This is a genomic window from Cryobacterium sp. TMT2-17-1 (genome assembly GCF_004402765.1).
Taxonomy (GTDB): domain Bacteria; phylum Actinomycetota; class Actinomycetes; order Actinomycetales; family Microbacteriaceae; genus Cryobacterium; species Cryobacterium sandaracinum.
Genome location: NZ_SOGC01000049.1, coordinates 22,341 through 47,228, shown reverse-complemented (window position 1 = coordinate 47,228; position 24,888 = coordinate 22,341). Strand labels below are relative to the sequence as shown.

Annotated in this window: 21 protein-coding genes and 1 pseudogene; 20 read left to right on the top strand and 2 right to left on the bottom strand. The window is 69.1% G+C overall.

Going from position 1 to position 24,888, the window contains the following annotated elements; translation table 11 throughout:
* The 9 genes from pgsA to dapF all read left to right on the top strand — a co-directional run bounded on the left by pgsA (window position 1) and on the right by dapF (window position 7,755).
* Window positions 1–600 (top strand): CDP-diacylglycerol--glycerol-3-phosphate 3-phosphatidyltransferase, encoded by a 600-nt coding sequence (gene pgsA / locus E3O47_RS14465; protein ID WP_134342204.1) that lies wholly within the window; start codon window positions 1–3, stop codon window positions 598–600.
* 43 nt (window positions 601–643) lie between these two features.
* On the top strand, window positions 644–1,150 hold the full coding sequence (locus E3O47_RS14460) for a nicotinamide-nucleotide amidohydrolase family protein (RefSeq protein WP_134342220.1): 507 nt from the start codon (window positions 644–646) through the stop codon (window positions 1,148–1,150).
* A gap of 189 nt (window positions 1,151–1,339) precedes the next feature.
* Window positions 1,340–1,645, top strand: coding sequence for a helix-turn-helix transcriptional regulator (locus E3O47_RS14455; RefSeq protein WP_104101176.1), 306 nt, complete (start codon window positions 1,340–1,342; stop codon window positions 1,643–1,645).
* Window positions 1,646–1,654: 9 nt separating this feature from the next.
* Window positions 1,655–1,876 carry a DUF3046 domain-containing protein gene (locus E3O47_RS14450; RefSeq protein WP_104101179.1) on the top strand — a complete coding sequence of 74 codons (222 nt, stop codon included), beginning with the start codon at window positions 1,655–1,657 and terminating at the stop codon, window positions 1,874–1,876.
* A 259-nt stretch (window positions 1,877–2,135) separates the two neighbouring features.
* Window positions 2,136–3,269 (top strand): recombinase RecA, encoded by a 1,134-nt coding sequence (gene recA / locus E3O47_RS14445; protein WP_104101181.1) that lies wholly within the window; start codon window positions 2,136–2,138, stop codon window positions 3,267–3,269.
* A 202-nt stretch (window positions 3,270–3,471) separates the two neighbouring features.
* Window positions 3,472–4,089: a regulatory protein RecX gene (locus tag E3O47_RS14440; protein WP_134421019.1), complete on the top strand. Its 618-nt coding sequence runs from the start codon at window positions 3,472–3,474 to the stop codon at window positions 4,087–4,089.
* Between the two features lie 61 nt (window positions 4,090–4,150).
* On the top strand, window positions 4,151–5,869 hold the full coding sequence (gene miaB, locus E3O47_RS14435) for a tRNA (N6-isopentenyl adenosine(37)-C2)-methylthiotransferase MiaB (RefSeq protein WP_134342202.1): 1,719 nt from the start codon (window positions 4,151–4,153) through the stop codon (window positions 5,867–5,869).
* A 4-nt stretch (window positions 5,870–5,873) separates the two neighbouring features.
* Entirely contained in the window at window positions 5,874–6,863 is a 990-nt protein-coding gene (gene miaA, locus E3O47_RS14430; RefSeq protein ID WP_241977328.1) for a tRNA (adenosine(37)-N6)-dimethylallyltransferase MiaA, read from the top strand.
* Window positions 6,864–6,873: 10 nt separating this feature from the next.
* Window positions 6,874–7,755, top strand: coding sequence for a diaminopimelate epimerase (dapF, locus tag E3O47_RS14425; RefSeq protein WP_104101188.1), 882 nt, complete (start codon window positions 6,874–6,876; stop codon window positions 7,753–7,755).
* Window positions 7,756–7,788: 33 nt separating this feature from the next.
* On the opposite strand, the gene E3O47_RS14420 is transcribed toward dapF, so the two are convergent.
* Window positions 7,789–8,400: a methyltransferase gene (locus tag E3O47_RS14420; protein ID WP_104101190.1), complete on the bottom strand. Its 612-nt coding sequence runs from the start codon at window positions 8,398–8,400 to the stop codon at window positions 7,789–7,791.
* A gap of 41 nt (window positions 8,401–8,441) precedes the next feature.
* Between E3O47_RS14420 and hflX the strand changes: the two genes are divergently transcribed.
* From hflX to metE, 3 genes are all read left to right on the top strand, one after another.
* Window positions 8,442–9,980 (top strand): GTPase HflX, encoded by a 1,539-nt coding sequence (hflX, locus tag E3O47_RS14415; RefSeq protein WP_134375112.1) that lies wholly within the window; start codon window positions 8,442–8,444, stop codon window positions 9,978–9,980.
* Window positions 9,981–10,273: 293 nt separating this feature from the next.
* Window positions 10,274–11,269, top strand: a complete 996-nt coding sequence (locus E3O47_RS14410; RefSeq protein WP_104101195.1) for a methylenetetrahydrofolate reductase — start codon at window positions 10,274–10,276, stop codon at window positions 11,267–11,269.
* Window positions 11,266–13,608 (top strand): 5-methyltetrahydropteroyltriglutamate--homocysteine S-methyltransferase, encoded by a 2,343-nt coding sequence (gene metE, locus E3O47_RS14405; protein WP_134375110.1) that lies wholly within the window; start codon window positions 11,266–11,268, stop codon window positions 13,606–13,608. The genes E3O47_RS14410 and metE overlap by 4 nt, the downstream gene beginning before the upstream one ends.
* 193 nt (window positions 13,609–13,801) lie before the next feature.
* Here metE and lexA read toward each other — a convergent pair whose 3' ends face one another.
* Window positions 13,802–14,506, bottom strand: coding sequence for a transcriptional repressor LexA (gene lexA / locus E3O47_RS14400; protein WP_104101199.1), 705 nt, complete (start codon window positions 14,504–14,506; stop codon window positions 13,802–13,804).
* Between the two features lie 283 nt (window positions 14,507–14,789).
* Between lexA and E3O47_RS14395 the strand changes: the two genes are divergently transcribed.
* From E3O47_RS14395 to E3O47_RS14360, 8 genes and pseudogenes are all read left to right on the top strand, one after another.
* Window positions 14,790–15,146 carry a LysM peptidoglycan-binding domain-containing protein gene (locus E3O47_RS14395; protein WP_104101202.1) on the top strand — a complete coding sequence of 119 codons (357 nt, stop codon included), beginning with the start codon at window positions 14,790–14,792 and terminating at the stop codon, window positions 15,144–15,146.
* A 49-nt stretch (window positions 15,147–15,195) separates the two neighbouring features.
* A complete protein-coding gene (locus E3O47_RS14390) occupies window positions 15,196–16,275 on the top strand; it encodes a histidinol-phosphate transaminase (RefSeq protein ID WP_104101204.1) in 1,080 nt (359 codons plus the stop codon).
* A 26-nt stretch (window positions 16,276–16,301) separates the two neighbouring features.
* Window positions 16,302–16,925: an imidazoleglycerol-phosphate dehydratase HisB gene (gene hisB, locus E3O47_RS14385; protein ID WP_104101207.1), complete on the top strand. Its 624-nt coding sequence runs from the start codon at window positions 16,302–16,304 to the stop codon at window positions 16,923–16,925.
* A 5-nt stretch (window positions 16,926–16,930) separates the two neighbouring features.
* Window positions 16,931–17,554: pseudogene (gene hisH / locus E3O47_RS14380) on the top strand (imidazole glycerol phosphate synthase subunit HisH); the annotation flags it as partial.
* A 57-nt stretch (window positions 17,555–17,611) separates the two neighbouring features.
* Complete coding sequence (gene priA / locus E3O47_RS14375) at window positions 17,612–18,358, top strand: bifunctional 1-(5-phosphoribosyl)-5-((5-phosphoribosylamino)methylideneamino)imidazole-4-carboxamide isomerase/phosphoribosylanthranilate isomerase PriA (protein WP_134342198.1); 747 nt, start codon at window positions 17,612–17,614, stop codon at window positions 18,356–18,358.
* Window positions 18,342–19,142 carry an SseB family protein gene (locus E3O47_RS14370; protein WP_134421017.1) on the top strand — a complete coding sequence of 267 codons (801 nt, stop codon included), beginning with the start codon at window positions 18,342–18,344 and terminating at the stop codon, window positions 19,140–19,142. The genes priA and E3O47_RS14370 overlap by 17 nt, the downstream gene beginning before the upstream one ends.
* A gap of 224 nt (window positions 19,143–19,366) precedes the next feature.
* Window positions 19,367–24,115: an ATP-dependent helicase gene (locus tag E3O47_RS14365; RefSeq protein ID WP_134421015.1), complete on the top strand. Its 4,749-nt coding sequence runs from the start codon at window positions 19,367–19,369 to the stop codon at window positions 24,113–24,115.
* A complete protein-coding gene (locus E3O47_RS14360) occupies window positions 24,108–24,887 on the top strand; it encodes a DNA-formamidopyrimidine glycosylase family protein (RefSeq protein WP_134421013.1) in 780 nt (259 codons plus the stop codon). The genes E3O47_RS14365 and E3O47_RS14360 overlap by 8 nt, the downstream gene beginning before the upstream one ends.
* Window position 24,888 lies beyond the last annotated feature (1 nt).

Genomic DNA, 24,888 nt, shown 5'->3' with positions numbered 1-24,888 from the left:
ATGGCCACACCATCCACGCCGGTCGTCCGGCCCAGCAACTGGAATCTCCCGAATCTGATCACGATCGTGCGCATCCTGCTCGCGCCGGTGTTCATCTATATGCTCCTCGCCGACGCCGGCCAGGACGGCGCGCTGCGCTGGTGGGCGGCCGCCCTGTTCATCGTGGCCATCGCCACCGACGGGATCGACGGGGCCATCGCCCGTCGGCACAACCTGGTCACCGACCTCGGCAAGATCCTCGATCCGATCGCCGACAAGGTGCTCACCGGCGGAGCCCTGGTCTGCCTCTCCATCCTCGGCGAACTGTGGTGGTGGGTGACCATCGTCATCCTCGTGCGCGAAGTCGGCATCACGGTGTTCCGGTTCGTCATGCTGAAGGACCGGGTCATCCCGGCGTCACGGGGTGGCAAGCTCAAGACCGTGTTGCAGTCCGTGGCGATCTCCCTCGCCCTCGTGCCCCTCTGGCTGCTGCTGGGCGACTGGATTTACTGGGTCAACTGGACGGCCATGGCCCTCGCCCTCATCGTTACCGTCGTCACCGGCTTCGACTACCTCGTGGCCGCGCGGCGCGAGAACCGGCTCCAGCACGACCGTGGCTGATCCGATTCCTCCGGCATTCGACGAGGCCCTGTCACCTGCTGACATACCCGGGGCGACGGATGCCACCGCGCGCCTCGTCGCCGAGCTCACCCGCCGCGGCCTCACTATCGCCGTGGCCGAGTCCCTTACCGGCGGGGCGCTGACAGCCGAACTCATCCGCATCCCCGGCGCATCCGTCGTCGTCAACGGGGGAGTGGTGGCGTACCAGAGTGCGCTCAAGCACACCCTCCTCGGCGTCGACGCGGCTCTGCTCGAGGAGCACGGCCCGGTGCACCCGCAGGTTGCCCTGCAGATGGCGGAGGGCGTGCGTACGCGCCTCGCCGTCGACGGCCGGCCCGCCGACATCGGCATCGCCACGACGGGTGTGGCAGGGCCCGACGGCCAGGGTGGCCACGAGCCGGGAACGGTGTTCCTCGGGCTGGCTCGTGAAGGAGAAATATCGGTCATCCCGCTCCGGCTGCACGGAGACCGTGCCCTCGTTCGAGCGGCCTCCGTGGCCGCGGCCGTCGAAGCTGTGTGGCAGCTGTTAGCCCGTGACGCGGTGGAATAGTTCCCCGAATTCCGTGGTTACAACGAGCATATTCACAAGAAAAGCCCAGTCGATATCGGTAGTGTCAGGGTGTTCAAGGTTGTAGTTCTCTTGCGATCCAACACACGCAACCACCCGGTTGAGTGGGCGCCAGAAGTATAAAACGGTACTCGATAAGCAACACATAATCAGTACGAGAAGGAGGTTCCGATGATTCTTGTTCGACAGGAAATCGGCGATGTGCTCAGGGACTTCCGCCTGCAGAAAGGGCGCACACTCCGTCAGGTAGCCAGCAGGGCCAGTGTGGCCCTCGGGTATCTGAGCGAGGTGGAGCGTGGCCAGAAGGAAGCGTCTTCCGAGATTCTGGCTTCCGTTGCAGAAGCGTTGGAGACCCCGATCTCGGTCATCATGCGGGAAGTCGGCGACCGACTGGCCATCATCGAGGGAATCGACAGGTTCCCCGACACTGTGCCCGACGAGCTCGTGGCCAACTACGACGACATGATGGTGCGCTAGTTCCATACCATGCGGCTCAGTGAGTTCCGACAGGCTTTGAGCGACGAGTTCGGCGAAGGCTACGGCCGCGTCCTCACTCGAGATCTCATCCTGACCCCGTTTGGATGCACCGCCGACCAGGCTCTGGCCGGCGGTGCTTCGGCGCGCGACGTCTGGCTTGCCCTCTGCGCCGAGACGGATGTCCCGAAGGCCCGTTGGTACGGCGCGGGACTCCCCGCCGCCCGCAGCTAGTTTTCGCTCGACACGCCCCGGATTCCGTGGAATTCTCGAATGCGTGTTCGCATTTTGATATACTCCTCCACAGCAGGAGTCGAAGACGGCTTATCCACTGCCGCTCCCCGTTCCCGGCTCTGTCGGACGTGCCGCGTACAGTCGGTTTGTGTCAGCGACAGAGAGCACATGCCTTGTTGAAAGCGGGTGTCGGGGTCGTCCCGGTAGCCAAACGCGACAGCCTATAGGCGCCGGAATGCACGACCGAAGGAGATCACTCATGGCATCATCAGCAGATCGCGAAAAAGCCCTCGACACCGCTCTTGCAGCAATCGACCGCCAGTTCGGCAAGGGTTCGATCATGCGTTTGGGCAGCGACGAGCGCGCCCCCGTCGAGACGATCTCCACGGGGTCGATCGCGCTGGACGTGGCCCTCGGCATAGGTGGCCTGCCCCGAGGTCGCATCGTGGAGATCTACGGTCCGGAATCGTCGGGAAAGACCACGCTCACCCTGCACGCCATCGCGAACGCGCAGAAGAACGGCGGCATCGCCGCCTTCATCGACGCCGAGCACGCTCTGGACCCTGAGTACGCCCGCAAGCTCGGAGTCGACATCGACGCGCTCCTCGTCTCCCAGCCCGATACGGGTGAGCAGGCGCTGGAAATTGCCGACATGCTCGTGCGAAGCGGGTCCATTGACCTGATCGTGATCGACTCCGTCGCCGCGCTGGTTCCCCGCGCCGAGATCGAGGGTGAGATGGGTGACTCGCACGTGGGCCTGCAGGCCCGTCTGATGTCCCAGGCCCTGCGCAAGCTCACCGGTGGCCTCAGTCAGACCAATACCACCATGATCTTCATCAACCAGTTGCGCGAGAAGATCGGGGTCTTCTTCGGCAGCCCCGAGACCACCGCCGGTGGCAAGGCGCTCAAGTTCTACGCGTCGGTGCGCCTCGACATCCGCCGTATCGAGACCCTGAAAGACGGCACCGAGGCCGTCGGTAACCGCACGCGGGTCAAGGTCGTCAAGAACAAGATGGCACCGCCCTTCAAGCAGGCGGAATTCGACATCATCTACGGCATCGGCATCTCCCGGGAAGGCAGCCTGATCGACTTCGGTGTCGAGCACGGCATCGTCAAGAAGTCCGGAGCCTGGTACACGTACGACGGCGACCAGCTGGGCCAGGGCAAGGAGAACTCGCGCAACTTCCTGCTGCGTGAAGCGGATATGGCCAACGAGATCGAGAACAAGATCCTCTTCAAGCTCGGGATCAGCCCCGAGGGTGCGGCCGCCAAGAAGGCGCAGGCCGCAATCGACGCCGCAGCCGCCCTGGTCGCCGCAGCCGCAGCCAAGGAGGCCGCAGCCGCCAAGGCGGAGTCCCTCCAGGCCAAGCTCGCCGCCCGCAAGGGGGCGTAGCGCATGGTCTACTTCGAGCCGGCCGACGAGGTCGCGTCGCTGAGTGCGGCACGTCGCAAGAGCGCGGCCCGCGGCGCCGCCGCGACCCGGCCGACCGAGCTCGAGGCGGCGCCGATCGCCGACGAACAACTGGCGCCGGTCACGTATCTCGGCGACGGTGGTCCGGCGGCGTCGAGCGGCCCCGCAGTCGACAGCGGGGCCGGTGGCGTCGAGCGGCCCCGCAGTCGACAGCGGGGCCGGTGGCGGTGCCGGTGTCGGTGCTGGTGTCGGTGCTGGTGTCGGTGCCGACGACGGGGACGACGCCCCCGAGGGTGTGGCGTCCCGGGCCGCCGCCGATCGCGAGCACGCCGAGGGGGTGCTGCGCCAGCGGCTGCGCGGCCGGTCCCTGTCGGCGGCCGAGGCCCGCGCAGTTCTTGGCGGTACGGAGGTCGCTGAGCACGAGATCGAAGAGATCATCGAGCGCTTCATCGAGTTGTCGTACATCGATGAGGGCCGCCTCGCCGATCAGATCGTGCACAGCCACCACGAGCGCAAAGGCCTGGGGCGCTCCGGTGTGCAGGCGGAGATGCGCCGCCGTGGGCTCGATCAGGACCTCATCCTGGAAAAGCTCGACGAAATGCCCGACGACGAGACGGAACGGGCCATCGAAATAGCCGTCAAGCGGGTTGGGCAGCTCGGGCGGCTCGACGACCAGACCATCGACCGTCGACTCAACGCGTTCCTGATGCGCAAGGGCTATTCCTCGTCCATCGTGCGCGTGGCGGTGAAGGCCGCCCTTGCCTCCCGCGGTGGTTCGCCATCGCGGGTGCGGTTCCAGTAGGGAGCGGGTCGGGGCAACCCGGCCCGGTTTCGGAGGTGCCACGCGTAAGCTGGTACCCACTATGACCAGCAGCACCGCTACGCCCCCATTCTCCAGCGCCGAGACGCTGGACCCGCAGCAGTCGGCCCTGCGCACCGCGGCCCTGCGCGCCTCGGCCCTGCGCACCGCGGCCTTGAGCGCGCCGACTCTGATTGCTCCAAGCCAGGCGGCGCACGATGCTGAGGGCCGGGCCCGCACCTACGAGGTGCGCACCTTCGGCTGTCAGATGAACGTGCATGACTCCGAACGGCTCAGCGGGTCGCTCGAAGCGGCCGGCTACGTGACGGCCGGCGGGGAGGAAGCCGACATCGTCGTGCTCAACACCTGTGCCGTCCGCGAGAACGCCGACAACAAGCTCTACGGCAACCTGGGGCAGCTGGCCTCGGTCAAGCGCCGCCACGACGGCATGCAGATCGCCGTCGGCGGCTGCCTGGCCCAGAAAGACAAGGACGTCATCCTCAAGAAGGCACCCTGGGTCGACGTCGTCTTCGGGACGCACAACATGGGGTCGCTGCCGAGCATGCTCGAGCGTGCACGGCACAACGGCGAGGCCCAGCTCGAAATCCTCGACTCCCTCGAGACCTTCCCCTCGACCCTGCCCACGAAGCGCGATTCGAGCTACAGCGGCTGGGTCTCCATCTCCGTCGGCTGCAACAACACCTGCACGTTCTGCATCGTGCCCGCGCTGCGCGGTAAGGAGAAGGACCGCCGTCCCGGCGAGATCCTCGCCGAAATCCAGGCCCTCGTCGACGACGGGGCGATCGAGGTCACCCTGCTCGGCCAAAACGTCAACTCCTACGGGGTTGAGTTCGGCGACCGTCTCGCCTTCGGCAAGCTGCTGCGCGCGGCCGGCAAGATCGAGGGGCTGGAACGCATCCGTTTCACCAGCCCGCACCCGGCTGCCTTTACCGACGACGTGATCGACGCCATGGCCGAGACGCCGTCGGTCATGCCGCAGTTGCACATGCCGTTGCAGTCCGGCTCGGACCGTATCCTCAAGGCCATGCGCCGCTCCTACCGGTCGGCGCGGTTCCTCGGCATCCTCGACCGCGTGCGCGCGCAGATGCCGCACGCGGCCATCAGCACGGACGTCATCGTCGGCTTCCCCGGCGAGACCGAGGAGGACTTCCAGGAGACCCTGCGGGTCGTGGAGCTGGCCCGGTTCGCCACCGCCTTCACCTTCCAGTACTCCATCCGGCCCGGGACCCCCGCCGCGACGCTGCCCAACCAGGTCCCCAAGGAGATCGTGCAGGATCGTTACGAGCGCCTCGCCGCCCTGCAGGAGCGGATTTCCTGGGAGGAGAACCAGGCTGTGGTCGGTCGCGAGGTCGAACTGCTCGTCGCCAACGGCGAGGGCCGCAAGGACGCCGACACCCGTCGACTCAGCGGTCGCGCCATTGACAGCCGGCTCGTGCACTTCGACGTGCCGGAAGGCTCGGAACTGCCCCGTCCGGGCGACCTCGTGACCGTCACGGTCACCCAGGCGGCCCCCTTCCACCTGATCGCCGACTCCGTCGACGGGGCTCCGCTGCGCATCCGGCGCACCATCGCCGGCGACGCCTGGGACCGCCTCGAAGCCGAGTACTGCGGCGTGCCCAGTCACGGCGGAGCAGCAGGCGGGTCTGGCTCGGTCTCCCTCGGCCTGCCGACCCTGCGCCTACCCGACCGGGCCGTGGGCTCGCCCGCGGTGGCCAGTTCCAGCACCACGCCGATCTACGACGTCACCGACGGGGAGCGCTAGGCAGGTGCCCGGCCCGAACCCGGTGACCGGCGCCCACCCGACGCTGATCGTTGTCGTCGGACCCACCGGCACCGGCAAGTCCGACCTCTCGCTCGACCTCGCCGAACGCCTGGCCGAGGCCGGTCGGGGGGCGGAGATCGTCAACGCCGACGCCATGCAGCTGTACCGCGGCATGGACATCGGCACCGCCAAGCTCACCGTGCTGGAGCGCCGCGGCGTCCCGCACCACCTGCTCGACGTGCTGTCGGTCACCGACGAGGCCACCGTCGCCCGCTACCAGACGGAGGCCCGCGCCGCGATCACCGACATCGTGGCGCGCGGCAGCGTGCCCATCCTGGTCGGCGGCTCCGGGCTCTACGTGTCCGCCGTGGTCTACGACTTCCAGTTCCCCGGCACGGATGCCGTGCTGCGCGCCCGACTCGAAGCCGACCTGATCGAGCAGGGGCCTGGTGCCCTGTACACCCGGTTGAAGGCCGTGGACCCGGTCGCCGCCGCCCGCATCGGCGCCGGCAACGGTCGGCGCCTCGTGCGCGCCCTCGAGGTCGTGGAGCTGACCGGGGGGCCGCACACCGCCGCCCTGCCCGACGAGCCGGTCTACTGGATGCCCGCGGTCACAGTGGGCCTCCGCGCCCAGCGCGCGGAGCTCACCCCCCGCCTCGACGCCCGGGTGGAGGGTATGTGGGCCCGCGGGCTCGTCGAGGAGGTGCGCGGGCTGATCCCGAGCGGACTCGAAACCGGTGTCACGGCCAGCCGGGCCATCGGCTACGCCCAGGCCCTTGGGCAGCTGACGGGCAGCCTCAGCCGGGCGGAGGCTATCCAGGAGACGCAGCAGCTCACCCGCCGGTACGCGAGACGGCAGGTGAGCTGGTTCAAGCGTTCCCCGCACACCCATTGGATCGACTTCGACGCGCCGGATCGGGTTGACCGGGCGCTGACCCGCCTGGCCGACCCGGAGCAGCCGGCCGAGCACTGGGCGGCCGACCCGGCCTCCTAAACTGGACGGCATGGGTATTGATCTGAACTTCACCAAGGGCCACGGCACCGGGAACGACTTCGTGCTTTTCTCTGATCCCGACGGGCAGATCGACCTTACCCCGAGCCAGATCCGGGCCATCTGCGACCGCCGATTCGGCATCGGTGCCGACGGCATCATCCGCGCGGTGCGCTCCACGAGCCTGGCCGCCGGTGCGATCGCCCTCGCCGAGGACGACGCGGCCGAATGGTTCATGGACTACTGGAACGCCGACGGCACGGTGTCCGAGATGTGCGGCAACGGCATCCGCGTCTACACCCGCTTCCTGGTAGAGCAGGGCCTGACCTCGCTCGACCGCGGCGACACGCTCTGCATCGGCACCCGCGGGGGAGTGCGCGACGTGCAGCGCGGCGCAACCGGCTACCAGGTCGACCTCGGCCGGTGGCGCCTCGACGGTATCGAACCGCTCGTTCGGGCGAAGGACCTGCCCGTGGCCCGCCCCGGTCTCGGCATCAACGTGGGCAACCCGCACGTGGTCGTGGCACTGGCCGACGACGACGAGCTCGCAGGCGTCGACCTCACCTTCGTGCCGCAGCTCGACCCTGACCCGGCGGCCGGGGCGAACATCGAGTTCGTGCTTCCGGGCGATCCGCTCGTCGTGAACGGTGTCGGCCGCATCCGGATGCGCGTGCACGAGCGCGGCAGCGGCGAAACACTCTCCTGCGGAACGGGGGCGGCCGCGGCGGCCCTCGCCACCCGGCACTGGGCAGGCGCGGGTGCCCCGAACCAGTGGCAGGTCGAGGTCACCGGCGGCACGCTCGGCGTGCGCATGTTTCCGACCGAGGACGGCGAGCACGTCTCACTGTCGGGTCCGGCGGAACTCGTGTTCGACGGGGTCTTCCGCCTCGGCTGAGAACTAGCTCGGGGCGATGGGCCGCGACGCGGTCTAGTCCTGGCGTTTCACCCGCAGGACCCGGAAGCCCTTGCTGATGGAGTGCCGTGAGGTGCTGAATTCGGCGGGCAGGTCGCCGTCGAGCCAGCGCTGCAGGGAGTCGGAGCCGAGGTTGCGCTGCACGACGAGCCAGGCATCCGAACCCGGCTCCAGGCGCGGCAGCCAGGTACGCAGCATGGTGTGCAGTTCGGTTTTGCCGACCCGGATCGGGGGATTCGACCAGATGGTGCGGAACGCCACGTGGGCGGGCATCTGATCGGGCCGCACTGCGGTGATGTTGGTGAGGCCGAGCTCCTCCGCGTTCAGCCGCACCAGGTCGAGCGCCCGCTCGTTGACGTCGACGGCCCAGATCGTGGCGCGGGGTGAGGCGAGGGCCAAGTGCAGGCTGATCGGACCCCAGCCGCAGCCCAGGTCGAGGAAATCGCCGCCGGGCGGCGGGGTCGGCGCGCTGTTCAAGAGCACCTGGGTGCCGGTGTCGATGTGCTCCGGGCTGAAGACCGAATTGGCTGTGGTCAGCTCGCGCTCTTGGCCTCCCAATCGAACGGTCACCTGGCGGAGTTTCAGGGTGCTGTCGGGTGCCGGGGTGAAGTAGTGGTCGGAAGGCATAGAGGGAACTTACCGTGCATCGAGGAAGTATTGTTAAAGGAATGACTGAGTCACATCTGCCCGACGACACCGACGACGTGGTCGCCCGCGTTCTCGCCAGCGCTGATAGCAAGGCTGCCGGCTATTCGCTGTTCCGCAGCGGCTCCGCGCAGGCTCTGCAGGCCGAATCCGGCCCGTCGCACGACGACGAGGGTCACGACGGCGTGCAGCAGGACCGCGAGGACCGCAACGCGCTGCGCCGCGTGCCCAGCCTCTCCACCGAACTCGAGGACGTCACCGAGGTCGAGTACCGCCAGCTCCGGCTGGAGAACGTCGTTCTGATCGGCCTGTACACGCACGGGACCGTCGCGGACGCCGAGAACTCCATGCGCGAACTCGCCGCGCTGGCCGAGACCGCCGGCGCCACCGTTCTCGACGGCCTCATGCAGCGCCGAGCGAAGCCCGACGCCAGCACCTACCTCGGCAAGGGCAAGGCCGAAGAGGTGGCCGGCATCGTCAAGGCGATGGGCGCCGACACCGTCATCGCCGACACCGAGCTGGCGCCCAGCCAGCGGCGCGCCCTCGAGGACGTCGTCAAGGTGAAGGTCATCGACCGCACCGCCGTGATCCTCGACATCTTCAGTCAGCACGCCAAGAGCCGCGAGGGGAAGGCCCAGGTCGAACTCGCCCAGCTCGAATACCTGCTTCCCCGCCTGCGCGGCTGGGGGGACTCGATGTCCCGCCAGGCCGGAGGCCAGGTGGGCGGCGCCGGTGCGGGCATGGGTTCGCGCGGCCCCGGCGAGACCAAGATCGAGCTGGACCGCCGGCGCATCCACACCCGGATGTCCCGCCTCCGCAAGCAGATCCTCGAGATGAAACCCGCTCGCGAGGCCAAGCGGGCCAACCGCAAGCGCAACGCCGTGCCATCCGTCGCCATCGTCGGTTACACCAACGCCGGCAAGTCGAGCCTGCTCAACCGCATCACCCGGGCCGGCGTGCTCGTCGATAACTCCCTGTTCGCCACCCTGGACGCCACGGTGCGCAAGTCGACGACGGCCGACGGGCTGCTCTACACGCTGACGGACACCGTCGGGTTCGTGCGGAACCTGCCCCATCAGCTGGTGGAGGCGTTCCGGTCCACCCTCGAGGAGGTCGCCGACGCCAACGTCATCGTGCACGTCGTCGACGGCTCGCATCCTGACCCGGCGAGCCAGCTTGCCACAGTGCGCGAGGTCATCGCCGAGGTCGGCGCCCGGGAGATCCCGGAGGTCGTCGTCTTCAACAAGAGCGACCTGATCAGCGATGATGACGGGCTCGTGCTGCGCGGACTCTGGCCGAAGGGCATTTTCGTCTCGGCCCGCACCGGCGAGGGCATCGAGGAACTGCTCGCGACCATCTCGGACCTGCTGCCGCGGCCGTCGATCAGGCTCGAGTTGCTCATCCCCTACGAGCGGGGCGACCTGATCGCGGTGCTGCACGATCAGGGCACGGTGCTGTCCACCGAGTACGCCGAGACCGGCACCCGGGTTACGGCTCTGGTGACTGATGAGATTCGGGCGCTGTTCGAGCCGTTCGCCGTGCCGCCGGCCGTCACCGGCTGACCCGCCGGCTTCGCTCCGCGTACCTCGGCAGGCCTTCGCCTGCCGATGTCCGCACTCCTCCGGCCTGTCTGAGCCGCTCCGGCGCCAGCTGATGACATATTCGGTCACAGACCTGCCGGGCACCGGGCGTGCTTGTTAGAGTCTTCTCAATCGTTGCCGCCGGTCTCCTGACCGGCGGCATGGAGCGACAGCCGAGCCCGGCACCCGCCCGCGAACGCCCGCCTGGCTTGCCGGGCGGTCCGCGGTCGCCCGGCCCCCGGTGACTGACACTGGCAACTGTCGAATGAGGAGCAATGCCCCACACCTCGGATCCTGCATGCCGGAAAATCCCGTTCTCATTCGAGTTGTATCCGCCCACATCGGATGCTGCCACCTCCGTGCTGCACGCCACTATCGAGCGGCTGGCCGCGGCCGGCCCGGAATTCATCTCGGTCACCTACGGTGCGAACGGCTCCTCCCGGCGCTCCTCCCTGGACGTGCTCACCCACATCCTGCGCACCACCACCGTGGACCCGCTGGCCCACCTCACCTGCGTGGGCTCGTCCAACGCGGAATCGAGCCAGCTGATCCGGGAGTTTCTGGACGCCGGGGTGCGGAGCTTCCTGGCCCTGCGTGGCGACCCGCCGGAAGGCATTCGGGAGGGTGAGGCCTTCCTCGGCGACCTGGGCAGCGCCGCGGAACTGGTGCAGCTGATCCACCGGGTGCAGGCCGAGCGGGTGCCGTACCGCGAGGCCGTGATCCCGGGACTCCCTGCCGCCCGCACGATCAAGCGGGAACGGGAGAAGGTACGCATCGCCGTGGCCGCCTTCCCGAACGGCCACCCGCGCTCCCGGTCGGCCACCCAGGACATCGACGCGCTCCTGGCCAAGCAGGCCGCCGGCGCCAACCTGGCGATCACGCAACTCTTCTTTCACGCCGACCACTACCTCAGCTTCATCCTGCGAGCCCGTGCCGCCGGGGTCGAATTCCCGATCCTGCCCGGGATCATGCCGGTCACGAGCCCGGCCCGCCTGCGCCGCATCCTCGAGTTGTCCGGCGAGGAACTGCCGTCCGAGCTGGCGATCGCGCTCGAGGTGGAGCCGACGAAGGAAGGCCAGCGTGAGATCGGCATCCGTCAGGCCACCGAACTGGCCCGGCAACTCATCGCCGGCGGTGCCCCCGGGCTGCACCTCTACGCCTTCAACCAGCACGAGACCGTGCTCGCCGTGCTCGACGGCTGCGGTCTGCTCACCCCCACCCTGCCTGCTTCCGCACTGCCTGCCCCTCACCCCGTCAAGGAGAACTCATGACCCACACTTCCGCCTTTCCCGCCTTTCCCGCCGGCACCATCCTGGGCTACCCGCGCATCGGGCCGCGCCGCCAACTGAAGAAGGCCGTCGAAGCGTTCTGGGCCGGATCGGTCAGCGCCGACGAGCTCGAAGCGACCGCGGCCGCCCTGCGCCAGAGCACCAGGAAGCGCCTCGTGCAGCTGGGACTCGGCCGGGACGACTCGTCCATCCCGGAATCCTTCTCCTACTACGACCAGATGTTGGATGCCCTGAGCACGGTGGGCGCCGTCCCCGCCCGGTTCGCGCATCTGCGGGGCGCGGACGGCCACCTCGACCTGGCCGGCTACTTCACCCTCGCCCGCGGCGAAGGGGAGAATCCGCCGCTGGAGATGACCAAATGGTTCGACACCAACTACCACTACCTGGTGCCGGAGATCGGCCCCGAGACCGAGTTCACCCTCGCCGGCACCCGCCTGGTGCGCGAGTTCGAGGAGGCGAAGGCGGCCGGATTCCTGACCCGGCCCGTCATCGTCGGCCCGGTCACCTTCCTGCTGCTGAGCAAGCCCAGCGACGAGGCCCCGGCCGGATTCAGTCCGCTTGACCGCCTCGACGACCTTGTGCCGGTCTACGCCGCCCTCCTGCAGCGGCTGCGCGCCGCTGGAGCCGAATGGGTGCAGCTCGACGAGCCTGCCCTGGTCAGCGAGAGCATCGACATCCCGAGAACGGATGCCCTCGCCGGCCTCCGCTTCGCCTACAACACCCTCGGCGCCCTCGCCGAGCGTCCCGCCCTGTTTGTCGCCGCGCCGTACGGCAGCCTCGACGACGCCCTACCCGTTCTTGCCATCACCCCGGTGGAAGCCATCGGGCTTGACCTCGTGCGGGGAAGCGTGCCGGCGGAGACCCCCGGACTCGACACGACCACTCTCGTGGCCGGCGTCATTGACGGCCACAATATCTGGCGCGGCGACCTGGCCGCCGCCTTCGACACGGCGGCCGGCCTGGTCCGCCTCTCGCCGCGGATCTCGGTTTCCACCTCTACCTCGCTGCTGCACGTTCCCCACGACGTCGACGACGAATCGGCGCTGGACGACGACCTGAAGACCTGGCTGGCCTTTGCGGATCAGAAGGTCGCGCAGGTTGCCACACTCGCCCGCGGCCTCAGTCTGGGTCGCCGTGCCATCGAGATCGACCTCTCTGCGGCCTCCGCGGCCCTCGACGCGCGGGGGGTGGCTCCCGGAGTCCACGATGGCGCCGTTCGGGTGCGCGCCGACGCGCTCGCTCCGGGCGACTTCACCCGGGGCGCCTACGCAGCCCGAGTGGCAGCCCAGGAGATGGCCCTCGGGCTGCCGTTCCTGCCGACGACCACGATCGGATCCTTCCCGCAGACCGGGGACATCCGTCGGGCCAGGGCGCAGCTGGTACGGGGGGTGCTGAGCACCGCGGACTACCGGGACCTGATGCGCGCCGAAATCCGTCGGGTCGTCTCGCTGCAGGAAGACATCGGCCTCGACGTGATCGTGCACGGGGAGCCGGAACGCAACGACATGGTGCAGTACTTCGCCGAGAACCTGGACGGCTTCGCGGTCACCGAGAACGGCTGGGTGCAGTCCTATGGCAGCCGGTGCGTGCGCCCGTCGATCCTCTGGGGTGACGTGTCCCGGCCGCGGCCCATCACGGTCGAGTGGTCGGCGTTCACGCAGGGGCTGACGCCCAAGCCCGTCAAGGGGATGCTCACCGGTCCGGTCACGATCCTCGCGTGGTCGTTCGTGCGCGACGACCAGCCGCTGGGCGAGACGGCCAGGCAGGTGGCCCTGGCCCTCCGGGACGAGATCGCCGACCTGGAGTCGGCCGGCATTCAGATCGTCCAGGTCGACGAGCCCGCGCTGCGGGAGCTGCTGCCGTTGAAGCAGAAGGACCAGGCGGAATACCTCGACTGGTCGGTGGGGTCCTTCCGCCTGGCGACGGCCGGTGCGGCCGCGGCCACCCAGATCCACACCCACCTCTGCTACTCGGAGTTCGGGGTGGTCATCGACGCGATCCGCAACCTGGACGCCGATGTGACCAGCATCGAGGCGGCACGCTCTCGCATGGAGGTGGTGGGCGATATCCGGTCCCAGGGCTTCGACCACGGTATCGGCCCGGGAGTGTGGGACATCCACTCGCCGCGTGTGCCGAGCGTGTCCGAACTCACCGACCTGCTCGAGCGCGCCGCGGCGGCCATCCCGGCCACCCGGCTCTGGGTGAACCCCGACTGCGGCCTCAAAACCCGCGGCTACACCGAAACTGTCCAGTCCCTACACAACATGCTCGCCGCCACCCGCATCCTCCGCGCCCGCCTGACCTCCTCCGTCTCCGCCTGACCCCGCCTCCACCCACACAAAAGCCGGGCACGACACCAAGAACAGTGTTCGTGCCCGGCCCACAAGACCCGGCTCACAAGACCCGACCGAAATAACCATGGTGACTCAACACGCGCGCGTCTCCACGACGCTGGTCGGAACCGTCGAGACCAAGAGTCGGCCTGAAATGCTGATGTGCTTGAGTGCTGATGCCCTAAACCGACCGCAGCACTGCCACAACCTTCCCCAGAATCTCGGCGTGATCGCCGACGATGGGTTCGAAGTTGGTGTTGCGGGGCAGTAGCCAGGTGTGCCCGTCGCGCTGGCGGAAGACCTTGACGGTTGCCTCGTTGTCGAGCATGGCTGCAACGATTTCACCGTTTTCGGCGGTCTTCTGCTGCCGCACGACGACCCAGTCGCCGTCCATTATGGCGGCGTCGATCATCGATTCGCCCGACACCTTGAGCATGAACAGATCGCCCTTGCCCACCAGCTGGCGGGGTAGCGGGAAAATCTCGTCGATCTGCTGTTCGGCGGTGATCGGGATGCCGGCGGCGATGCGACCGACGAGCGGAACCATGGCGGCGTCGCCGACCTGCACTCCGGTGTGGAAACTTTCCGAGGCTCCGGCCGTCGTGTCTTCGGGCGACTGCGGAATCTCGATGAGCACCTCCAGTGCTCGGGGACGGTTCGGGTCTCGGCGGAGGTAACCGCTCAGTTCCAGCTGGTTGAGCTGGTGGGTGACGCTCGACAGTGACGACAGGCCGACGGCGTCGCCGATCTCGCGCATGCTCGGCGGATAGCCGCGTTGGCTGACCGAGCGCTGGATGACGTCGAGGATGGCGAGCTGCTTCTCGCTGAGGCTCTTGCGCCGTCTGGTGCCGCCCTTGTCGCGGGGACCGCTGGTGTTCTGTGCCACGTTCGTCGCTCCTCGTTTTGATTGATGCGCTGGCAGCAAGCAGCGAATGCCGCCGATTCACGCGAATGTCGGGGGTGCCTGATTGAGTGTCAATCAACAATCGAAACTGTATCCGCGTTGAGCTCATTAGACAAACATGTATTCGAGTGGGTCGGAACAAATATTTCAGAAACTACCGAATAAAGCTTGATTGTTCGAATAATCGAATATACATTCGGAACATAAGTTCGCATCCGGCTCTCCCGGCCGAGAGTCGGATGCGTCTTCTCACAGGAGGTATCACATGAGCACTGCACTTGAACGAGGCGCCCCCATCGCGACCGGACGCACCCGGCTCCGACTCACCCGGCGCGGTCGCGTCGTTTTCACGTCCCTGGCTGCCTTTCCGCTCGTGGCCGTGGCCCTGGCCGTCGCCCTCAACGGAGGCATCGCCGCCGCCGAGAACTCGACCGTCGCTCACGTGGCCTCGGCCTTCGACTACGTCACCATCAAGTCGGGGCAGTCGCTCTGGCAACTTGCCGAGACAATCGCGCCCACGTCAGATCCGCGCGAGGTGATCGCCGAGATTGTGAGCCTCAATCAGCTGCCGTCCGACAGCGTGCAGCCCGGTCAGCGGCTGGCGCTTCCGAACGACCTGTGAACTACCCGCGGCGAGCCCCCGCCGGTCTCACCCCGGTAATATTGGGGGAGTGACCAGTCTCAACGATCTGCCCCTTCGCGATAATCTGCGCGGACTCACTCCCTATGGGGCGCCGCAGTTGCACGTGCCGGTGGCTCTCAACGTGAACGAGAACACCCACGGCATCCCGGCTGAGGTGGCGCAGGACATCGTGGCGGCGTTGGCCGTGGCGGTCACAACCGTGAACCGATACCCCGATCGGGAGTTCACCGAGCTGCGGGATTCCCTCGCCCGTTATCTCGGTCACGGCCTCACCCGAAAGAACATCTGGGCCGCCAACGGTTCCAACGAGGTTCTTCAGCAGGTGCTGCAGGCCTTCGGCGGCCCGGGTCGGTCCGTGCTCGGCTTCGCGCCGACCTACTCCATGTACCCTCTGCTGGCCTCCGGCACCGGCACCCGCTGGATCGCGGGCGGTCGTGACGCAAAGTTCGAACTCTCCCCGGCCACGGCGCTCGAGTGGGTCGACCGGGTTGCCCCTGACCTCGTCTTCCTCTGCTCGCCGAACAACCCCACCGGCACGCCCCTGTCCCTGGAAACGATCGCGGCCGTCTACGATGCGAGCGACGGCATCGTTGTCGTCGACGAGGCGTACGCCGAGTTCGGGACGGATGACGCGCCAACGGCCCTGAGCCTGCTTCCCGGCCGGGAGCGCCTGCTGGTGTCCCGCACCATGAGCAAGGCGTTCGCCTTCGCCGGTGTGCGCGTCGGCTATCTGGCCGCCGATCCCGCCGTGACGGATGCCCTCCGCCTGGTTCGTCTGCCCTACCACCTGTCCGCGCTCACCCAGGCTGCCGCGGTCGCCGCGCTCGTCCACACGCCCGCGATGCTTGCCATGGTCGACGACATCCGCGGGCAGCGGGACCGCATCGTGAGCGAACTGGCCCGGCTTGGCTACACTCCGCTGCGCAGTGCGAGCAACTTCGTGCTGTTCGGCGGCGTTGAGGACCCTCGGGCCACCTTCGAGGCGCTGCTGGCGGAAGGCATCCTTGTGCGCGACGTCGGCATCCCGGGCCACCTGCGGGTCAGCGCCGGCACCGAGGCCGAGACCACGGCGTTCCTCGACGCCCTCGAGGCGCTTGGGCGGCCGTGAACGGCGCGGGCCAATAAACTAGTCGTATGAGCTTCTCTTTCGCGACCACCTCGCCCCGTTTCGCCCACCTGCAGCGCGAGACCAGCGAGTCGAGCATCGACCTGTCGCTCAATCTCGACGGCACCGGTGAGTCGGACATCCAGACGTCGGTCCCGTTCTTCGATCACCTGCTCACGGCCTTCGCGAAACACTCGTTGACCGACCTCACCGTGCGCGCCCGCGGCGATATCGAGATCGATGTGCACCACACGGTCGAGGACGTCGGCATCTTGCTCGGCCAGGCGATCAAGCAGGCTCTCGGGGACAAATCCGGCATCTCCCGCTACGGTGACGCCGTCGTGCCGCTCGACGAGGCCCTCGTACAGGCCGTCGTCGACATTTCCGGGCGCCCCTACCTCGTGCACCAGGGCGAGCCGGCCGGTTTCGAGTTCCACCTGATCGGCGGCCACTTCACCGGCTCCATGGTGCGCCACGTGTTTGAGGCTATCGCCTTCAACGGCGGCCTCACGGTGCACGTCACCGTGCAGGGCGGCCGCGACCCGCACCACATCGCCGAAGCCGAATTCAAGGCGTTCGCCCGCGCGTTCCGCCAGGCGAAGGCGCTCGACCCGCTGGTGTCCGGCGTCCCCTCGACCAAGGGTGCGCTGTGACCAGCGTCGTTGTCTTCGACTACGGCACCGGAAACGTGCACTCCGCCGTCAAGGCACTCGAACTCGCCGGGGCCGAGGTGACGCTGACCGGCGACCGCCGTCAGGCGCTTGAGGCCGACGGGCTCGTCGTGCCCGGCGTGGGCGCGTTCAGCGCCGTCATGCAGGCTCTGAAGGCGGTGCACGGCGACGAGATCATCGACCGCCGGATCGCGGGCGGACGCCCGGTGCTGGGCATCTGCGTGGGCATGCAGATCATGTTCGAGCACGGCGTCGAACGCGGCGTGGACACGGAGGGGCTGGGCGAATGGCCCGGCACCGTGACGCAGCTGACGGCGCCGGTGCTGCCGCACATGGGCTGGGACACGGTCACGCCGGGGGAGGGCTCGACGCTGTTCCATGGCCTCGAGCAGGAGCGCTTCTACTTCGTGCACTCCTACGCCGCCCAGGAATGGTCCCTCGACGTCATGCCGCCGTTCCCGAAACCGATTCTCACCTGGTCCGAGCACGGACAACCTTTCCTGGCCGCCATCGAGAACGGACCGCTTACCGCCACCCAGTTCCACCCGGAGAAATCCGGTGAGGCAGGCATCCGTCTGCTCCATAACTGGCTCGGCACAGTCAAGAACTGACCTTGACTTTTCCCTGACTGACCCGGTCGCCGCGACCATTCCCAACCGAGGACACCCATGACTGTGCATACCCCTTCCCTCCGTCTCGTTCTGCTGCCCGCCGTGGATGTGGCCGACGGCAAGGCCGTTCGCTTGACCCAGGGCGAAGCCGGCACCGAGACCAACTACGGCGACCCCGTCGACGCGGCACTTGACTGGGCCCGCCAGGGCGCCGAGTGGATCCACCTCGTCGACCTCGACGCGGCCTTCGGTCGCGGCAACAACACGGATGTCATCCGCACTGTGATCCGCGAGGTCACGGGCGTGAAGATCGAGCTCTCCGGCGGGATCCGCGACGACGCGTCGCTGGACGCGGCCCTGAACGCGGGCGTCAGCCGGATCAACCTGGGCACCGCGGCACTGGAGAACCCGGAGTGGGCGGCGCAGGTCATCGCCCGGCACGGGGACGCCGTCGCCGTCGGGCTCGACGTGCGCGGAACCACCCTCGCCGCCCGCGGCTGGACCAGGGAGGGAGGGGACCTCTGGGAGGTGCTCGCCCGTCTCGAGGAGGCTGGCTGCTCGCGCTACGTCGTCACCGATGTGACCAAGGACGGCACGCTGCAAGGCCCCAACATCGACCTGCTCCGCCAGATGATGGAGCGCACTGACCGACCGGTCGTCGCCTCCGGCGGCATCTCCAGCCTCGACGACCTCCGCGCATTGCGCGAACTTGTACCGCTCGGACTCGAGGGAGCGATCGTCGGAAAAGCCCTCTACGCGGGGGCGTTCACCCTGAGCGAGGCACTGGATGTCGCGGGCGCGTAACCTCGGCTCCACCGGCCTTCCCGGCGGACCCGGAGGGGGCGACTCCGCCGGGCAACCGTGGGAGGGACGACAGTTTGAGCCCAACATGCACAGCGACGACGACGGGCTCGCGCCCGAGCCGCTGCTGGCGGCCGTGCGCCGCTTCCAGGCTCGGGAGGCCGGCGAAGAGACGGTGGTCGACGCCATCCGTGGCTCACGGCTGCTCGTTCCCCTGGTGACCGAACTCGGCCAATCGGGCACCACCGAGGCCGGCCTCCGCGTCGACAAGACCCAGGAACTGTCGATCATCACCGTGGCCGGGCCCGACGGCCGCACGGTGCTTCCCGTGTTCTCCTCGGTCGCGGCGATGACGGCGTGGAACACGCGGGCCCGGCCGGTCCCGGCCGACGGCGTGCGCGTCGCGCTGGCCGCGGCTCAGGAGAACACCGATCTGGTCGTGCTCGATCCGACCGCGCCCACCGAGTTCGTGGTGCGGCGCCCGGCCCTGTGGGCCATCGCCCAGTCCCTGCCCTGGACCCCCAGCTATGCCAGTCGCGACGTCGCGGATGCCTTTGCCGACTCCGTGTCCACCGAACTGAGTGTGCTCGGGGTTGAGCTGGCCCCCGGCGACCCGGCCGCCCGCCTCGCCGGACCGGAACTAATTGTGCGTCTCGAGCTCGTGGACGGCCTGACCCGCATCGAGCTCGACGCGACCCTCGCCCGGCTCGCGGCTCGCTGGTCATCGAGCGACGTCATCGCCACCCAGGTGGACTCCCTCACCGTGCAGCTGCTGCCCTCCGCCTAGGCGGCCTCTTCCATCGTCGGCGGTTCCGGGCTCCGGGTTCCGGGCTCCGGATTCCGGGCCCCGCGCTCCGCGATCCGCCCGCGCCCCCGCCCCCGCCACGAACGAATTCGACGGAGATTGTGGCAAAATCGGTCCTGGATGTCCGGGAAAGCCCGTTTTAGCTCAGAATCTCCGTCGAATTGGTTCGAGTGGCCCGGCTCAGGCGGATCGGCGAGGATAGTCGTATGAACGAGGTTCTGCACCGATTCACCCCGGCCACCCGCGCCTGGTTCGCGCAGGCCTTCGCCGCACCCACCGAGGCCCAGCTCGGGGCGTGGGACGCCATCTCTCGGGGCTCGCACGCGCTGGTGGTGGCCCCCACCGGGTCAGGTAAGACTCTCGCCGCGTTCCTCTGGGCCATCGACCGCCTGGCCGCGGATACTGCAGAGGCCGCAGATGTCTCGGAAGCCTCGGCGCGTCCTGACCGGGTCACCGCGCCGGGAACCCGCGTGCTCTACATCTCGCCGCTCAAGGCGCTCGGCGTCGACGTGGAACGCAATCTGCGGGCCCCGCTGGTGGGCATCGTCCAGGCTGCCGAGCGTCTCGGGTTCGCCCCGCCCCGGGTGACCGTCGGCGTGCGGTCGGGGGATACCCCGGCCACGGAACGCCGAAGCTTGGTCAAAACGCCGCCGGACATCCTGATCACCACGCCAGAATCGCTGTTCCTCATGCTCACCTCGGCGGCGCGGGAATCGTTGCGCGCCGTGGACACGGTCATCATCGACGAGGTGCACGCGGTCGCGGCGAGCAAGCGCGGCGCGCACCTGGCCGTCTCACTGGAACGGCTCGACGACCTGCTCACCCGCCCGGCCCAGCGCATCGGACTGTCGGCTACCGTGCGACCGGCCGCCGAGGTCGCCCGGTTCCTCGGAGGGTCCGCACCGGTGGAGATCGTCGCACCGGTGTCGACCAAACGATTCGACCTCAGCGTGGTCGTTCCCGTCGACGACATGAGCCAGGTCGGCCCGGCACCGGTGCGGGAGGGTTCGACGGCCGCCGCCGCCCCACAGACCGGGTCCATCTGGCCGCATGTGGAAGAGGCAATCGTCGACGAGGTGCTGGCGCACACCTCCTCGATCGTGTTCGCCAACTCCCGCCGTCTGGCCGAACGGCTGACCGCGCGCTTCAACGAGATCTATGCCCAACGCCTCGAGGACGAGCTCGTGCCCGCCGCGATGCCGGCCGTGATGACCGAGCGGATGCCTGCCCTCGCGCCCGTCGGCACTGCGGCACCCGGCCCGCCGGCCGCGCTCATGGGCGCCAGCGGCCAGAGCGCCGGGGCCGAGCCGCTGCTTGCCCGCGCCCACCACGGGTCCGTCAGCAAGGAGCAGCGCGCACTGATCGAAGACGACCTGAAAGCCGGGCGGCTGCGCTGCGTGGTGGCGACGTCCAGCCTCGAACTCGGCATCGACATGGGCGCCGTCGACCTGGTCGTGCAGGTGGAGTCGCCGCCGTCCGTGGCCAGCGGGCTGCAGCGAATCGGCCGGGCCGGGCACCAGGTGGGCGAGGTCTCCCGGGGCGTGATCTTCCCCAAGCACCGGGCCGATCTCATCCACGCGGCCGTCGCCGCCGAGCGCATGGCCGCCGGCCTGATCGAATCCCTGCAGGTGCCGTCCAACCCACTCGACATCCTCGCCCAGCAGACCGTGGCGGCAACCGCCCTCGAACCCATCCACGCGGAGGAGTGGTTCGACACCGTGCGCCGCAGCGCCCCCTTCCACGCCCTCCCGCGGTCGGCCTACGAGGCCACCCTCGACCTGCTTGCCGGTCGGTATCCCTCCGACCAGTTCGCCGAGCTGCGCCCCCGCATCGTCTGGGACCGGGAGACGGGCATCCTCACCGGGCGCCCGGGCGCGCAACGGCTCGCGGTGACCAGCGGCGGCACGATCCCCGACCGCGGCCTATTCGGCGTCTTCATGGTCGGCGGCGACCAGGCCACCGGCCGCCGGGTGGGGGAGCTCGACGAGGAGATGGTCTACGAGTCCCGGGTCGGCGACGTTTTCGCCCTCGGCACGACGAGCTGGCGTATCCAGGAGATCACCCACGACCGGGTGCTCGTGCTGCCCGCCTTCGGTGAACCGGGGCGGCTGCCGTTCTGGAAGGGCGACGGCCTCGGCCGGCCGGCCGAGCTCGGTGAGGCGATCGGCGCGTTCCTGCGCGAGGTCTCGGCGCTCCCCGACGCGGAGGCCCGGGTACGCTGCCGGGCCAGCGGCCTCGACGAGCGGGCCGTTGACAACCTCCTGACCTTCCTCGCCGAGCAGCGCGCCGCGACCGGTCAGGTCCCGACCGACCGCACCCTCCTCGTCGAGCGGTTCCGAGACGAGCTCGGCGACTGGCGGGTGGTGCTGCACTCCCCGTTCGGCCTGCAGGTGCACGCGCCCTGGGCCCTCGCCGTGGGCGCCCGGGTGCGGGAGCGCTACGGTCTCGACGGGGCCTGCGTGGCCAGTGACGACGGCATCGTCGTGCGCATCCCCGACACCGAGTCCGACCCACCCGGAAGCTCCCTCTTCGTCTTCGACCCGACCGAGCTCGAACAGATGGTCACCGACGAAGTCGGCGGGTCGGCCCTGTTCGCCGCCCGGTTCCGCGAGTGCGCCGCGCGGGCACTGCTGCTCCCGCGCTACAACCCGGGCCGGCGGTCACCGCTCTGGCAGCAGCGCCAGAAGGCCGCGCAGCTGCTCGACGTGGCCCGCACCTTCCCGACCTTCCCGATCATCCTCGAAACCGTGCGCGAGTGCCTGCAGGACGTCTACGACCTGCCCGCCCTCTTGGCCCTCACCCGCCGCATCGACAGTCGCGCCCTGCGCCTGGTCGAGACCCAGACGGATGCCGCGAGCCCGTTCGCGAGCACCCTCCTCTTCGGCTACGTGGCCGCGTTCATGTACGAGGGAGATTCCCCGCTCGCCGAGCGGCGCGCCACCGCCCTCTCGCTCGATTCCAGCCTGCTGGCCGAGTTGCTCGGTCGGGTGGAGCTGCGCGAGCTGCTCGACCCGGCCGTGATCGAGCAGACCGACCTGGAACTGCAGCGGCTGCCGGCCGACCGGAAGGCGCGCGGAGTCGAGGGCATCGCCGACCTGCTCCGCGGCCTCGGACCGCTCACCACGGCGGAGGTGGCCGCCCGCCTCGACCCCGCCGTGTCACCGGGCGCCGCCGAGGGCCTGCAGGTGCTTTTCGACGCCCGGCGCATCATCCCGGTCGGTTTCGCCGGGCAGCAGTGGTGGGCGGCCATCGAAGACGCCGCCCGGCTTCGCGACGCCCTCGGCGTCCCCCTGCCGCAGGGGGTCCCGGCCGTGTTCACCGAGCCGGTGCCGGACCCGCTCGGCGACCTGGTCAGCCGGTACGCCCGCACCCACGGCCCGTTCACTCTCACCGACGTGGCCGCGCGCTTCGGGCTCGGTCCGGCCGTGGCGCTCGTCGCCCTCCGGCGGCTGGCCGGGGCCCGCCGCCTCCTCGAGGGCGAGTTCCGGCCGCACGGCACCGGCAGCGAGTGGTGCGACGCCGAGGTGCTGAGGCGCCTCCGCCGCCGCTCCCTGGCCGCGCTCCGGCACGAGGTCGAGCCGGTCGACCAGGTCACAATGGGCCGGTTCCTGCCGGCCTGGCAGCATGTGGGCGGGCGCCTGCGCGGGATCGACGGGGTCGCATCCGTGATCGAACAGTTGGAGGGGGCGCGCATCCCGGCATCCGCCTGGGAGACGCTTGTGCTGCCCTCCCGCGTCGCAGACTACCGGCCGGGCATGCTCGACGAGCTCACCAACACGGGCGAGGTGCTCTGGGCCGGCGCCGGCACGCTGGCCGGCAACGACGGCTGGATCAGCATGCACCTGCGCGACACGGCGCCGCTCACCCTGCCGCTGCCCACCCCGCTGGAGACCACTGCGCTCCAGCAGGAGATTCTGACCACCCTGGCCGGCGGCGGGGCCTTCTTCTTCCGTCAACTCGCGGATGCCGTCGGCAGCCAGGACGACGCCGGCCTCGCCGCCGCCCTCTGGGACCTGGTCTGGGCGGGACTGGTGGGCAACGACACCTTCGCCCCCGTACGCGCCCTGCTCTCCGGCGGGCGCGCGGCGCACAGCACCCGCCGGGCCGCCCCGCGAGCCCGGCTGCACGGCGGCCGCATCCCCGCGCGTGGCACCCTCCCGTCCCGCACCGGGCCACCGACCGTATCCGGGCGCTGGTCGATCGTTCCGGTCGCCGATGACTCGCCCACCCGTCGGGCGCACGCCCTTGGCGAGACCCTGCTCGAACGCTACGGCGTCGTCACCCGGGGTTCGGTGATGGGGGAGGGCGTGACGGGCGGCTTCGCCCTCGTCTACCGCACCCTCAGCGGCTTCGAGGAGATGGGGCGGTGCCGGCGCGGCTACTTCATCGAGGGTCTCGGGGCCGCCCAGTTCGCCACGGTCGGCACGATCGACCGGCTGCGCTCCTACGTCGCCGAGGCACAGCATCCGGAACCGGTGGCGATCACCCTCGCCGCCACCGACCCGGCGAACCCCTACGGCTCGGTGCTGCCCTGGCCTCCGCTGCCCGAGGGCACCGGGCACCGCCCCGGACGGAAGGCCGGCGCGCTGGTCGTGCTCGTCGACGGGGCCCTGGTGCTCTACGTCGAACGCGGCGGCAAGACCGTGCTCGCGTTCGACGGAGCGGCCGGAAACGGAGCGGCCGGGAACAAAGCGGCCGGGAATGGTGCCGACGGGAACGGTGCCGACGGGAACCGTGCCGACGGGAACCGTGAACCCGCCGTCGAAAATGGCGGACCGACTGCGGTCCTGACCCTCGCCGCGGCGACCCTTGCCGGCACGGTCACCGCTGGGCGGGTTCCGAAGCTCGGCGTGGAGACCGTCAACGGCGTGTTCGTGATCGGAACAGCGGTGGGCACCGCCCTGCTCGCGGCCGGATTCGGCGTAACCCCGCGGGGAGTGAAGCTGCATGCCTGAGGGTGACACCGTCTACCGCACCGCGTGGAACCTCGACCAGGCCCTGCACGGAGCCCGGCTCACCCGCTGCGACGTGCGGGTGCCGGCGTTCGCCACCGTCGACCTGACCGGGCAGACCGTGCACGAGGTTCTCAGTCGCGGGAAGCACCTGCTGATGCGCGTAGGGGAGGCCAGCATCCACTCTCACCTGAAAATGGAGGGGTCGTGGCACCTCTACCGTCATGGGAGCGCCTGGCGCCGCCCCGCGTTCCAGGCGCGCATCGTTCTCGAGACGGTGGAGTGGGTGGCTGTGGGCTTCGAACTCGGGCTGCTCGAGGTGGTGCCGCTCAATCAGGAGGCCGCGCTCCTCGACTACCTCGGACCTGACCTCCTCGGCCCCGACTGGGATGCGGCCGAAGCCGTGCGTCGCCTCGAATCACGTCCCGCGCAACCCATCGCGGTGGCGCTCGCCGACCAGGGCAACCTCGCCGGGCTCGGCAACGTTTACGTGAACGAGCTGGGTTTTCTTCGCGGCCTGCTGCCGTCCCGGCCGGTGGCCGAGGTGACGGATGTCCTGGGCCTCGTCGCCCTCGCCCGCCGCCTGATCCTGGCGAACCGTGACCGCACGGAGCGGATCACGACCGGCAATGCCCGGCGCAGCATGCAGAGCTGGGTCTACGGCCGCGCCGGCCAGCCCTGCAGGCGCTGCGGTACCGCGGTCGAGCAGGGCCGGCTCGGCCGCACCGAGCTCGAATTGCGGGTCACCTACTGGTGCCCGCGCTGCCAGACCTGAG